Annotated in this window: 10 protein-coding genes and 1 pseudogene; 1 reads left to right on the top strand and 10 read right to left on the bottom strand. The window is 63.8% G+C overall.

Features of this window, described 5'->3' with window-relative positions:
* Positions 1-509: 509 nt before the first annotated feature.
* The 7 genes and pseudogenes from IP83_RS17215 to IP83_RS17245 form a co-directional block, all read right to left on the bottom strand.
* On the bottom strand, positions 510-1,022 hold the full coding sequence (locus IP83_RS17215) for a GNAT family N-acetyltransferase (protein ID WP_369817037.1): 513 nt from the start codon (positions 1,020-1,022) through the stop codon (positions 510-512).
* Positions 1,013-1,321 (bottom strand): DUF1778 domain-containing protein, encoded by a 309-nt coding sequence (locus IP83_RS17220; RefSeq protein WP_082364804.1) that lies wholly within the window; start codon positions 1,319-1,321, stop codon positions 1,013-1,015. Before IP83_RS17220 ends, IP83_RS17215 begins: the two co-directional genes overlap by 10 nt.
* Positions 1,322-1,473: 152 nt before the next feature.
* The gene (locus IP83_RS17225) at positions 1,474-2,430 is read right to left on the bottom strand and encodes a DUF2493 domain-containing protein (protein ID WP_054123473.1); all 957 of its coding nucleotides are present in this window, start codon (positions 2,428-2,430) and stop codon (positions 1,474-1,476) included.
* Between the two features lie 282 nt (positions 2,431-2,712).
* A pseudogene (locus IP83_RS17230) lies at positions 2,713-3,135 on the bottom strand (hypothetical protein).
* Positions 3,136-3,148: 13 nt separating this feature from the next.
* A complete protein-coding gene (locus tag IP83_RS17235; protein ID WP_054123474.1) occupies positions 3,149-4,108 on the bottom strand; it encodes an ArdC family protein in 960 nt (319 codons plus the stop codon).
* 159 nt (positions 4,109-4,267) lie between these two features.
* Complete coding sequence (locus tag IP83_RS17240) at positions 4,268-6,286, bottom strand: ParB/RepB/Spo0J family partition protein (RefSeq protein ID WP_054123475.1); 2,019 nt, start codon at positions 6,284-6,286, stop codon at positions 4,268-4,270.
* A gap of 155 nt (positions 6,287-6,441) precedes the next feature.
* Positions 6,442-7,701 carry a Fic family protein gene (locus tag IP83_RS17245; RefSeq protein WP_231625102.1) on the bottom strand — a complete coding sequence of 420 codons (1,260 nt, stop codon included), beginning with the start codon at positions 7,699-7,701 and terminating at the stop codon, positions 6,442-6,444.
* 109 nt (positions 7,702-7,810) lie between these two features.
* Here IP83_RS17245 and IP83_RS17250 point away from each other — a divergent pair, with 109 nt between their 5' ends.
* Positions 7,811-8,059: a helix-turn-helix transcriptional regulator gene (locus IP83_RS17250; protein WP_197274423.1), complete on the top strand. Its 249-nt coding sequence runs from the start codon at positions 7,811-7,813 to the stop codon at positions 8,057-8,059.
* An 18-nt stretch (positions 8,060-8,077) separates the two neighbouring features.
* On the opposite strand, the gene IP83_RS17255 is transcribed toward IP83_RS17250, so the two are convergent.
* The 3 genes from IP83_RS17255 to IP83_RS17265 all read right to left on the bottom strand — a co-directional run bounded on the left by IP83_RS17255 (position 8,078) and on the right by IP83_RS17265 (position 11,883).
* The gene (locus tag IP83_RS17255; RefSeq protein WP_369817038.1) at positions 8,078-9,766 is read right to left on the bottom strand and encodes a strawberry notch C-terminal domain-containing protein; all 1,689 of its coding nucleotides are present in this window, start codon (positions 9,764-9,766) and stop codon (positions 8,078-8,080) included.
* A 201-nt stretch (positions 9,767-9,967) separates the two neighbouring features.
* Positions 9,968-10,972 carry a tyrosine-type recombinase/integrase gene (locus IP83_RS17260; RefSeq protein ID WP_054123479.1) on the bottom strand — a complete coding sequence of 335 codons (1,005 nt, stop codon included), beginning with the start codon at positions 10,970-10,972 and terminating at the stop codon, positions 9,968-9,970.
* Positions 10,969-11,883, bottom strand: a complete 915-nt coding sequence (locus tag IP83_RS17265) for a tyrosine-type recombinase/integrase (RefSeq protein WP_054123480.1) — start codon at positions 11,881-11,883, stop codon at positions 10,969-10,971. The genes IP83_RS17260 and IP83_RS17265 overlap by 4 nt, the downstream gene beginning before the upstream one ends.
* Positions 11,884-12,010: the final 127 nt, after the last annotated feature.

Consider the following 12,010-nt stretch of genomic DNA (forward strand, 5'->3'; position numbering starts at 1 on the left):
GAGGCTGCAGGTCCGGGACCATCCCGGCTGCGAACTGACCGTCAGAAGGGGGCGGCAGACGCTCGCACCGGAGGGCGCTGCAGGCGGCCGGAGGGGAACCTCGAACAGGACGGGTGGTGCGGGCAGACGCGCGCGTAGCGCGCGGCAACTCGGCCGGCCGGATCGGGGTTGCGAGGGTCAGGCGGCGCCTTCAGGGAGGGGTTCGCGAAGAGCCGGATGGTCCCGGGCCTAAGCCGAGCGGGTGTCCGGCCAACTCGTGGCATTTCGCGGCTGCGGTTCGCCCAGAACCTGCTCCCACTTCAGGACCAGGCTTCCTACCTCGACCGCGCTGCCGCCGACCGACAAAAAGCAGGACTGAAGGCTGAACATCACCGCTGCCGGACAGCTCCGCCGGTCGCCTTATGGCATCCCTCGGACAATGCCGCTGCAGCAAGCGGATAAGTGGCGGTCTGATCGGAGCCTCAAAACAGAGGTGATGACGGCGAAGCGAGAAGCTGCGGATCAGATCATCATGCCGACAAGGCGGCAGCAATCGTCTCAACTGGCAGCAACAATGTGCGCGTCTCTGGAGGGAAGATCTGGAAGCCATAGCGCGTGTAGAAGGCGACGGCCTCGTCATCGATCGCATGGACAACAAGCGCCCGAACGCCCGCCTGCTCCGACACGCGGAGCGTGCGCAGCATGGCTTCTTTCAGCAGTGCGCTGCCGAGTTTGAGGCCCTGGCACCGCTTATCTATGGCGAGACGTCCAAGAACCATGATCGGAACGGGATTGGGCAGACTATGGCGGATGCGCCGCGGAACTTCCGTTCGGGTCACACTGCCGGTTGCGAGCGTGTAATAGCCGACAACCGTAGCCCCATCATCGCACACGACAAAGGTACGCGAGGACGTCCCCTCGTTCGCCATGGCATGCGAACGAAGCCACTGATCCAGGGTCGGCTTTCCGCACTCGAATTGGCTCAGATCATGGTGCGCCTTGAGCGGTTCAGGCTGGCTGAGCCGTATGGGCTCTACTCCCACGGAGCCTTGGCCGACATCAGGTCCTTGAGCGCCGCATTGGGAGCAACCGGGGCCGCCAATGCCTTGGCGAACACCTCGCTTGCTTCAGCATCAAGGCTGAAGACCCGCCGATCGAGCAGCACATCGACCGCGTGTTGGCGGGCACTATCGAGCACGAACTCCGTGCGCGATTTGCCCAGTGACGCCGCTGCTGAATCAATCAGATCGCGCGTTCGCGCCGGGACACGCATCGTGATCGTCGTATCAGCCGGCAGCTTCCGCCGACCACTCTCAGAGGCATCGCGATTGAGCACGGCCATTGCCTTCAACCTTTCAGTTCGCATCACAAAATGCCATTTTGCACATACAATGGCAATACAAACTGCAAGTCAGCGTTGGCGTGCTGAACGCGCAAGACAAGCTTGGAGTTGATCGCCAGCGCCCATGAGGCGCTGGCGACATATGAGATCAGTCAGTCAGGTGCTCCATTGCGCTGAGCCTTGGGGCACGTGCCCAGCGGACCACGGCGATCAACAACAGTGATCCGCCGCGCCTTGGCCTCGATCACAAGGCGTTCAAGCACGCCGTTGCCGGGAAATGCGACGACGTAGCGTGGATCGAGGCTGAGCATCCGCTCGTTGCGCTGGAACCCGGCTCGGCTCCCAAGCCGCATGTCGAGCGCGAAGACGACCTGCGGCACCTTGTGGCGTTCGGCCCAGGATGACGCGAGCCGGTCGATACCCTTGGTATCGCCGCCATGGACCAGCACCATGTCGGGAACGCGGGCATGGACCTTGTCGAGGGTCGCCCAGATGTTGTCGGCAAAGGCAAGCGCATCGGCTTCGCTGCTGCGGCCCATCCGGCCACCGGCGAAGACCACCGGCGTGCCCTCAGGCTTGGCGGCCCGCCGCTTGGCTTCAGCGCATGCGCGCAAGAAATCCCGGCCCTGCACGAGCGCCGACGTCAGGGTCGCGCCGTGGTTGAGACGCGAGCTCGAGACCGGTTTCCAGGACGAGCCGAACTCGTTGAGATAGAGGGAAGCCGCGATCTCGCGCATCTTCTCGAACGCCAGCATCGCGCTTTCGGCGCACTGCGCGCGTTCGACCTGGGTTTCGAGATCATGTGTGTGAACTTCCGAGCCATCGGCGGTTGCTACCAGCGCACGGACCTCGTCGGTCGCCCGGTCGAGCGCCGCTCCCTTGCGCTCGGCGGCACGGTGAAAGAGGTTCACGAAAGCCCAGCCCAGATCCTCGGCATCGGCTTCCAGCGCGGTCCCGGTGACAAGGGCGAAGAGATCGGACCAGATGGCTTCAAGCGTCTGCGTGGCGGCCTCCCGAGGCGGAAAATCGGTCTCTGTGAGCGGCGCAGGACCGATCGAGAAGCCGGACAGATCGAGGCCGGAAAGCTGGTCGGCAAAGGACGTGTGCATGGGGTACCTCCTGACGGTGTGAAACCGGCGAGGAGCGTCGTGCTCCCCGGTGCCGGCGAGAGCCCGTCAGGGCCGGTCAAGCCCCGCGTCCCGCACGCCCGAAGGGCGGAAACCCGCTTGGCGCGGCTGGTGCGGGCAGGCGCGCGGCAGGCGCGCCAACACGGGCCGCGCCAAGCCGGGTTGCGGGGCGCAGGCGACCGGCCCAGGGCCTCTCTCGCGGCACCGGGAAGCAGATGCGGTAGCGCGCGAATCAGTCAGGGTACCCAAGGAACGAGCAGCTGATCAGGCTGCCCGCTTGCGATAGACGCCCTCGCCGTTCGACATGTGCCCAAGGCATTCGTACTCGCCGAACAGGGCCTCGAAGCGTGGCGCGATCTGCGCCAGCCAGCGGCGTGCTCGGCCGGTTCGGGTATGGCGCCAGTCGCACTCCCGGTAGGGACCATCTTCGCGCTCGGCGATCCAGACGGCGACAAGGCTGCCATAGACCGACATCCCGAAATCGGCATAGGCGTTGCGCAGAAGAATCCGGTCCTCACGGCCGCGCCAGCCCTGCTGCGGCTAGAGCGAGGGGAAAGCAGCCCTCGCCCGCTCGATCAGGTCTTCGCGCAGCCATTTAAGCTCGAAATCCCAGTCGCCATCGTCATCGACATCCAGAACCTGGAACGCCACGGCCGCGCCGGATGGATAGCTGACAGAACGTCCCATCGTCGTTCTCCCGTCAGGCTGCGAGTGCATCGGCAGCATCGCTGCCGGGCTCTGCGTCATCGTCAGTGTCACCAGGAACCGCTCGACCGCCGAGCTTGAGCAGAAGCCCTGCAGCTTCCTCGGCGCGCGCCGCCGCAGTCAGGATCGCACGGTCATCGTCCTTCAGCAGTTTGAGCCAGTGCTCGATATAGCTGGCATGACTGTCGAGATGCGCCACCGGGAGGCCGAGCTCGGCACCGAGCATCGCGCTCGACAGTTCAGCAATCAGCTCCTCGGCGGCATAGGCCGCGCTGCCAAAGCGGTTCTTGAGATCGCGGCCCAGACGGCTCGAATGCCCGGTCCAGTGCGACAGCTCGTGCGCGAGGGTCGCATAGTAGTGGTCAAAGCCGGTAAAGAGCGTGGGCGATGGCATCGTGATGCGATCGATGCCGGGCTCGTAGTAGGCTTCTGCGCCGTGGGTCCGCAGCTGCGCCGGGATCGCCGCAAAGAAGGCATCGAGTTCCGCCTCGCGGCCCTCGGGTTCGACGAGATCGAGGGCGGCGGCCGGGCGGAAGTGCGATGGGAGCCCTTCCACCTGATCGGCGTTGAACACGGGGTAGGACTTGAGCACGCGGCGTGCTTCCTCGCTGCGCTCGCCGGTGTCCGGTGCCTCGACTTCCTTGGTGTAGCTCTTGTAGAAGATGGCGATGGTCGACTTCTCGCCCTTGCGGACTTGTCCGCCGAATTCCTGCGCCTGGCGATAGGTCATCCAGAACGGCGAAGCGTAGCCGCACATGTCGGCGACCATCCAGAGCCAGAAGCAATTCATGCCCTTGTAGGGAATCCCGCAGGCCCGCAGGGGCCGCGAGACGGGCACGCCGCGCCAGGGCTGGACCCAGGGCTTGGTCCCTGCCTCAAGCCGGGCGATGATCTCCTGGGTGATGCGGGCAGCGGGCGAGCGGGCATTGCTCACGCGCGAACGGAACTTGGTCATGGGTGCGTCTCCTGATCGGTCACCCGTGGGCGCTCCTGCCCACGGCTTCCGCCCCCAGGGGCGCCTCCTCTCCTCTTGCTGAACGAACGAAACCGCCCCTCGGGGATTGCCCGAGGGACGGCTTCGAGGTTCCGCGACTGTCAGCCTGTCAGGAGGAGGTCAGGCTGCCAAATCGCAAGGGGAGGCTTCGGATGGGCCGTGGTCCGCCATGCCATCCGACGGATCAGGCTGCTGGTCTTGAGCCAGTGCCGTGTCGCTGTCATCCTGCTCGTCGATCACCGCAGCGCCGCCGAACCGCATCACATCAGGCACCCAGGCCAGCGCGCGCTCGCGCTCGGCAACCTCGGCAATCGTTGCCCCGGCGAAGATCCGTTCGGCGCTGGCCGCAAGGTCCGCCTTCTTGACCGACATGTAGCGAGACGCCAGTTCCGCGCCGCCGACATCGCCCAGCGCTTCGAGGATGACTTGCTTGGGCACCCGGTCAAAGTAGTTCGCCGCCGTCGGCCGCCACCATTGCGCGATGTCGATGCCAATCAGCGCGCCGAGGTGATCCTGGAACGGGATCCGGCGCTCGCCGCTGATGTTGAGGCTCGCTTCAAGCGAGCGGGCGACAACATGGCCGAGCCACGCCGCGCGGGCTTCGTCCGGGAGCGCGCGGAACCGGTCGAACCGTTCGCACTGGTCCCGCCCGCTCCGCCAGGTCTCATCGAGACCGGCCCTGAGCTCGACCAGCGCCCGCGTCGCCGCCGCATCGGCAGGCTCGAAGCCGACGAGCGGGCCAGACGGCACGCCGCCCCGGATCGTGGAGGCCGTGCGGGCCTGCCAGTCATGGCTGTCGGCATCGGCTAGCGTGAAGACCATGACATCGAGCGCCAGCGCGGGATCGGATGCGAGGTGCAGCGCAAGGACATCACGCCGCTGCATGGCGAGCTCGTCGACAAGCCGCTTCGACATGGTGGCTCGGCGAGTGCCGGCTTCACCATCCGAGCTAACCACCTCGATGCCATCATCGCTGTCTGAAGTGGCAACCTTGCGCTCCCCGTAGAAGACTGGCTGGAGGACCGGTTTGCCTTCGCGGGAAAGCGTGAGGATCATGCCGGCCGAGCCCTTGTGGTCGTCGGGCAGGACCAGCGGACGGTTGCGGATGTCCTGCGTCTCGCGCTCGATCGCCGCAATGGCAGCTTCCGCCGCCTCGATGGCTTCAGGGGCACTCTCCTCGTCCTCGAGGACGGCGGCATGCTCGTCCCACGACGCATCGAGTTCCTCGAGCCGTGTGGCCTCGGCCTCGCTCAGCGGAGCAGGCTCTGCCGGAAGACGTACGAGGCCCTCGACGAGGTCGTGGCTCGCATAGGGATCGAGCGTCGGCTTGACCCACGCGAGACCATTCTGTTCGGCGATCGCACGGGCTTCTTCGGCCATTTTTTCGGCCGCGAGCGATTCCAGCAGCGCCACATCGACCCAGCTCTCGGTATCGGCATTGTCGAAGAGCTCGCGTTCGATGCGGCCGCCTGCAGCGACATAGGCATCACGGCCGACCAGCTTCGCCCGTGGATCACTGCCACGGACCGTGCCGGTAAGAACCATGCGGCGGATGCTGTCCGGGGTCGGCGAATAGTACGCCCCGGAGATCTCTGTGAAGACCCGTGCCTGGATCTGCTGATCCGAAGTCGCGCCATAGGCCTTGGCCATGTCGAGCGTGATCACGCCGGCGGCAAGCGCATCGAACACCACGGGTGCCAGCGTGGCAAGCCGGAGCCGCCCTTCGACGAAGCGGACCGTCAGCCCGAAACGGCTTGCGACCTGCTCGGTCGTCGCTCCGCCCTCGATAAGCGCGGCGAAGGCCTGCGCTTCATCGGCGGGGTTCATGGCAAGGCGATGGAAGTTCTCCGCGAGGCTTGCCTCGGGTGCAGCCTCATTGTCGACGCTGAGCACGAGGCAGGTGACCTGATGATCGCGGGGCAGCACCTTGTCTTCGGCAAGTGCGAGCATCGCCCGGCGGCGGCGCTCGCCCGCTTCGACCTCGAACTTGCCCTTGGGTCCTGCACGAACCACAAGGTTCTGCAGCAGCCCATGCGCGGCAATGCTGGCCTTGAGCTCGGCATCAGCGGCGGCATCGGTGTGGCGGCGAACATTGCGCGGCGAGGCGACAAGCTTGCCGAGAGGGATTGTCTGAAACATCGACTTCACTCCTGAGTGTGAGCCCATGCCGTGCGCCGACCATCGACGCCTGACAGGCTCATCAGGGCAAAGCCTCCTCCCCTCTCATGATTTCCCAGCTCTGCTTGCGAATGCGCTCCAGCTTGAGCGATGTGGCAGAGCTTTGCTGTCCTCAGTCAGAAGGCATCCCGCCCTTCAGCGATGTTGAGCAACTCGGAGAACACAAGCGTTGCGGGCGCGCGCCCAGCAGCGGGGACCAGTTCGCGCAGCAAGCCATTATCGCGCAAATCCCGGACGATCTTCCGCGCCGTTGCTGGCGGGATCTGCGCCGAAGCGATGAAGTCCGGCGTCTTGAAAATGGGACGCTGGAATATCCAGTCGAGGGCCCGCACCGCATATTGCGAATGGGTGATCTCCACGACCCGATCACGTTTGTCCTGATGAAGCGCAAGGATTGCCTGCGCTTTGCGCGTATTCGCATCTGCTTGGGCGATGATGCCACGCAGGAAGAACGCCACCCATCCGCTCCAGTCATCGTCGCGGGATATAGCCAGCATGCGATCGTAGTACTCGTCCCGATTGGCCTCGAGATACTCGGAGAGATAGAAATTTGGCCTCGAAAGTTGGCCGTGCGCATAGAGGAAAAGCGGAATGATCAGCCGTCCGATGCGCCCGTTTCCGTCAAGGAATGGGTGAATCGATTCAAACTCGGCGTGCACGATTGCGAGCTGGACCAGACGGTCGGGTGCCTCTGCGTGAACATAGGCTTCCCAGCGCGTCATCGCATCGTCGAGGCGGTCAGCCCCTGGAGGCACGAAGCGGGCTTGCTCGATCGTGCATCCCTCAGGCCCGATCCAGTTCGGGATACGACGGTATTCACCGGGGTCCTTGTGGCGACCACGGACGCCATCCATGAGAACACGGTGGGTCGCCTTGATCAGCCGCTGAGATAGCGGCAGCTGCGCCATGAGGTTTTCCGCTTCGCGCAAAGCAGCGCGGTAGTTCAGCACTTCGCGGGCGTCCGCCTTCTTTGGCGTGCTTTCGTCGAAAAGATGTCCCTGTGCCTCGAACTCCAGGACCTCTCCCAGGGTCACCTGAGTTCCTTCGATCTTGCTGGACAGGACAGCTTCACGGGCGGTTAGCGGCGACAGAAGGATATCGGGATTTGGAATACCGGCGAGGACGCCCTCGTACCGCGCGATTGCGGCGTTGGCTGGCCCAACCAGCGGAAACAGCGCAGCGAGATCAAGTCTGGCTGGAGGAAAACGTCCCTCATGGTAGGCAACAGGCAACGGCGTCTCCCTTGGACCATCACCCGAGGGAAGCGCACCATCGGCGGTTCCTTTGATGATCGTCTGTTGATGGCTACACCGCTTGATGATCGTGAAACCGGGTTTTGTCCACACCAAGCTACCTTGATGATCACAGACGATCATCAACGCCGATATGCGCTTCTGAGATGACGGTCGCTAGCGGTGTTATACCCTCTACGGTATACGGTCGATCCATCCCCTATAGGGTATAACCCCATTGATGGAGTGTCCCTTGGATCAGATCATCAGACTGCCCAACCAACTTGGCGCGTTCGTGAAGACGACGCGCCAAGAGCGCAAAATGACCCAGAAGCAGCTAGCCAGCCTGATCGGCAAGCAGCAGAAAACGATCTCGGCCATAGAAACCGGAAGCCCGGGAACAAAGCTCGGCACGCTCCTCAGCGTAATCGCAATGCTTGACCTTGATCTGCAAGTCATGCCGCGCCGCAAGGACGGCCCGGACATAGCGGATGTCTTCTAGCTTGGCGCATACCAGTACCTATGAGTCCAAGGTAATCCTTGCCAGCACTGCGGCAGCTCCCTCGAGCGGGACGAACAGCCGCGTCTGGAAGCGGATGATTTCCGTGAAGCAACCTTGTGCCTTGTACCAGTCGAGACGGCTCGCAGACCAACCCGTGAGCTCAAGACGTTGCGAGCTGTTGACAAGACGGCGCTGGAGCATGAGCGCTTCGCGCGCCTTGACCGCCATCGGCCGACCGCCGGCGAGCACAGCCCGCACGAGGTCATCCGGTGCGATGGACGGCACGGCATCAAGTCCCAGCGCGCCGCAGATGTCTGCGACGGCATGGAGCGGGACCTCCCTTCCCAGCAACGACTGACCGTCGCTGGCAGAAATCCGACTGACCCTGACATGGTCCGCCGGGAGCTTGTCCCAGACGGGCAGCAGCAAGCCCGTCGCAAGATGCAGGCGCTCGCGCTTCAGCGACGACAGCGCCTCGTCGACCTCGGCCTGCCATGCGGTGCGGAAGATGCCGTCATCAACGGGCTCCCAGCTACTCTCTGCAAGCTGTTCGGCAGTCAGATGACCCCGCTTCAACGGACGCACGAGTTCGTAGCGGGTGATGCGTGTGCCGTCATCGCCAAGGAGACTGCGGGCCGGGACCAGCAGCGCGGCCCTTCCTGAGCGCGCATTGCGAAGGAACCGCTTGCTGCCCCGCGCTCCTTCCAGTTGATCAAGTCGCTCCAGCGTAAGCGGTTTGAGCGCGCGGGCGATCTCCAGTTCGAGGAGATGCGTGGTTGCCCCCGACACACTGTCGGTGCGCAGCAGTGTATCGGAGAGAATCTCGAAGCTTTCGACCGCGATGGTCTCGAGCCCGAGGTCGAGCGTGCCTGCAGCTCGGGCCGCATCGATGCGGGCCTCGACCAGTCCCAGAAACTCGTCAAAGATGCCGTTCTGCAGGGCGATCGGCAGTGCAAGGATGCGATTGAGCCAACGCTGGATCGTGGGCAAGTCATCGACCATGCCGCCGTCCGGACTTTCGATCCTCAGGCCTGTCAGATCCTGAAAGCGTCCAAGGCTGACGGCTTCCAGCTTTCCAGTAAACAGCAGCCCGAACCAGCGCTGCAGGGCATCCTTGGCGTAGATGCTTTCGAGGTTGTCGGCCGGATCGAACAGGTTCTGCCCGCCCGTCTGGCGCTGGCCGCGTGTCAGCGCGCCAAGGCTATCGAGACGTCGGGCAATCGTCGAGATGAAGCGGCGCTCGCCCCGGACATCGGTCGTCACGGGCCGGAACAGCGGGGCTGAGGCCTGATTGGTGCGGTTGGTGCGGCCAAGCCCCTGGATCGCCGCGTCGGCCCGCCAGCCCGGCTCAAGCAGGAAATGGACGCGCCGCGCCTGATTCTTCGCCGCGAGGTCCGCGTGATAGCTGCGGCCAGTCCCGCCCGCGTCCGAGAACACGAGAATGCGCTTGTCGCCATTCATGAAGGCCTGTGTCTCGGCAATGTTGGCCCGCGGTGTCCGTGATTGCAGCCGCTGCCGCCCATCGGAGCTGACAACGAGACGGCGTGTCCGTCCCGTGACCTCGGCGACTTTGTCCGTGCCGAAACGTTCAATGATCGCATCGAGCGCTGTAGCAATCGGCGGGAGCGCACAGAGCTGCTCGATCATCTGGTCGCGCGCTGCGAGTGCGGTCTGGCAGAGAACCGGTGCGCCATCGGCATCGCTCATCGGCTCGGAACGGGGGTTGCCGTTCTCATCGGTGAAGACGGCCATGAGCCGCACCGGAAAGCTCTTGGCGAGATAGTCGATCACATATTCTTTGCAGTCGCAGTTTATGTCGAGCGTGGCAGCGGGAGGCGCGGGTTTCCTTCGGTTTTCCATGATTTCACTCCAGATAATATGAGTGCCAAGGGGATGTCCGGAGACGGGCTAGGCCCGCCTTCGAACGTCGGTGAGCATGGTGATCAGGGCATCGGATGGCGGCTTGAATCGCCCGGGTTTGATGGCAGGAGCGCCGTGCGCCGCGAGAATCTGCAGCTTCTCCTCGGGATCGGCGCGCAAATACGTCTCGGTGCTTTGGATGCTGGCATGGCCGAGCCACAATGCGACCTTGCGAATGTCCCCGGTCGCCGCAAGCGTGTGCATTGCGCAGGAATGTCGCAGCACGTGCGGTGTTACGCGCTTGCCAAGGATCGACGGCTGCTTCTCTGCCGCGGCCTTGACGTGCTGGGCCAAACGGAACGCAAATCCGTCGCGGGTCATGGGTTGCCCGCTGGCATTGAGGAATATCTCGGTGACCTCGGCTTCGGGGCGGATCGCAAGCCATGCGCGTAATGCGAACTGGGTCTCCTTCCAGAGCGGCAGGACCCGTTCACGCCGACCCTTGCCCATGATGTGCACGGTGGACAGGGAGCGGTCCGGGAAATCGCGCAGTTGTAGCGTTACGAGTTCCGACACCCTCAGCCCGCCAGCATAGGCCAGATGCAGCATTGCGCGATCGCGGGTGCCAAGGCGTGTCCGCGGATCCGGGACGTCGAGCAAAGCCTTGATCTCGGCCCGGTCGAGGTAGTCGATCAGCGCCTTGTCGGTCTTCTTGGTCGGGATCGATCTGACGCGAAGGGCCTGATCCAGGCAGGCCGGAATACGATACTCGATGTAGCGGAAGAAGGATCGGATCGCGGCGAGTCTGCCATTGCGGGTCCGAACACAGCTGCCGCGACCGTTCTCGACATGGTCAAGGAAGGCCATGATCATGTCGGTGCCGAGATCCTCGATCGCGAGATCTGTCGGCCGACGCTTCAGACGATCGGCAGCGAACTGGACCAGGAGGACGAAGCAGTTGGCGTATGTCTTCACTGTGTGCGGACTGACAGCGCGTTCGCGTGGCAGATGTTCACGCAAGTATGCCGAGAGATGCGGAGCAAGCGCCGTCATGCAGCTTCTCCCCGGTAAAGTTGCTCGCTGGCGTCAGCGATATCGCGCAGCAGCACCGGAGTGGCCTCGAGATACCAATAGGTGTTGGCGACCGACGCATGCCCAAGATAGACGCTGAGCCCCGCCATGTGGTGTGCGATGGCTTCCCTGTCGCGCGGGCAGGACTCAAGCGAACGCACAGCGAAAGTGTGCCGCAGGTCGTGTAACCGCATCCCGGCCGTTCCGGTCGGTCCGCGGTATCCGAGCTGCCGGGCCAGCCTGACGAACACCACGTGGGCGCGCACCTTGTGTGGTGCTCTCCCCCGAATGGTCACGAACAGGTCATTGCCCGTGGCGCCAAGCCTTGCCCGGGTGGCGAGATATGCTTCGAGCGCCTGACGGGTCGATGGCTGCAGGGTAATCAGCCGCTGCTTGCCGAACTTGCCGTTGCGGACGATTAGGCCATCCTCGACCAGATCGTTGCGTTGCAGAGCGAGGGCCTCGGAAATCCGGAGACCTGTCGCCGCCAGCAAGCCAAACAAATAATGGTACGTGTATGGGCTGATCGTGTCTTGGGACGCAACGTCCAACGCCGCGGTCATGATCGCCCGGACCTGTTCCGGTTCGATGATGGTCGGGGTCGGGCGTGGCCGCTTGCCCCGACCGAAGACACCGGCAGGCGGAACCTCGTGAACTGGATCATCGGCTTGGATAAAGCGGCTGAAGTTGCGAACGGTGTCGAACCTCCGGCGGGCCACATTTTGCGAACTCGCCGTGTGGCACCAGTCGTAGACCCGCTGGACTTGGATGTGCCGGTCGCCGAATCCTCCGGCGTAGGCGGCGTACAGGCGCAGCAAGCGTTCCTGTTCGGAGAACTTCCGTCCCAAGCTGCGATGGAGCGTGACGTATCTGGAAATGTGCATGTTCAGCATGACTGTTCTCCTGGCCAGGGCTGCGCGATCTTCATGAGCATCGGCAGATCGACCTTGGCGTAGATGGCAGTGGTTGCGTCCGTCAATGTGGTGTAATTTCGGCGGTGGCCTTGGGTCATCGTCAGGC

This window comes from Novosphingobium sp. AAP93 (genome assembly GCF_001296055.1).
In the GTDB taxonomy this organism is placed as follows: Bacteria; Pseudomonadota; Alphaproteobacteria; order Sphingomonadales; family Sphingomonadaceae; genus Novosphingobium.

What these genes read in the sequence shown, in the direction of transcription:
- IP83_RS17245 (WP_231625102.1), bottom strand. Translation starts at nt 7,701, where the DNA reads ATGATCGTCTGTGATCATCAAGGTAGCTTGGTGTGGACAAAACCCGGT.
- IP83_RS17260 (WP_054123479.1), bottom strand. Translation starts at nt 10,972, where the DNA reads ATGACGGCGCTTGCTCCGCATCTCTCGGCATACTTGCGTGAACATCTG.
- IP83_RS17255 (WP_369817038.1), bottom strand. Translation starts at nt 9,766, where the DNA reads ATGAGCGATGCCGATGGCGCACCGGTTCTCTGCCAGACCGCACTCGCA.
- IP83_RS17265 (WP_054123480.1), bottom strand. Translation starts at nt 11,883, where the DNA reads ATGCTGAACATGCACATTTCCAGATACGTCACGCTCCATCGCAGCTTG.
- IP83_RS17225 (WP_054123473.1), bottom strand. Translation starts at nt 2,430, where the DNA reads ATGCACACGTCCTTTGCCGACCAGCTTTCCGGCCTCGATCTGTCCGGC.
- IP83_RS17240 (WP_054123475.1), bottom strand. Translation starts at nt 6,286, where the DNA reads ATGTTTCAGACAATCCCTCTCGGCAAGCTTGTCGCCTCGCCGCGCAAT.
- IP83_RS17235 (WP_054123474.1), bottom strand. Translation starts at nt 4,108, where the DNA reads ATGACCAAGTTCCGTTCGCGCGTGAGCAATGCCCGCTCGCCCGCTGCC.
- IP83_RS17220 (WP_082364804.1), bottom strand. Translation starts at nt 1,321, where the DNA reads ATGGCCGTGCTCAATCGCGATGCCTCTGAGAGTGGTCGGCGGAAGCTG.